This is a genomic window from Treponema sp. R6D11 (assembly GCF_054786075.1).
On sequence record NZ_BDHD01001337.1, the window covers coordinates 1 to 327 of the forward strand.

Genomic DNA, 327 nt, shown 5'->3' on the forward strand with positions numbered 1-327 from the left:
CCTTATGGCAATGTTCTTATTGTCGATGATGTGGAAACCAATTTATATGTCGCAAAAGGTCTTATGATTCCTTATGGACTTAAAATTGACGTTGCAACCAGCGGATTTGAAGCTATTCAAAAAATCAAAGACGGCGCAATTTATGATGTAGTATTTATGGATCACATGATGCCGAAAATGGACGGCATAGAAGCTACAAAACAACTGCGTAAATCGGGCTATACAAGACCAATAGTTGCTTTGACGGCTAACGCATTAACAGGTCAGGCCGAAATGTTTTTAAGTAACGGTTTTGATGATTTTATTTCAAAACCAATAGATATACAC

At 37.0% G+C, this 327-nt stretch carries 1 protein-coding gene; it reads left to right on the forward strand.

Going from position 1 to position 327, the window contains the following annotated elements:
• Positions 1 to 327 (forward strand): response regulator (locus tag ACYVTD_RS18665; protein WP_461249078.1); only part of this gene is annotated, 327 nt, incomplete at both ends.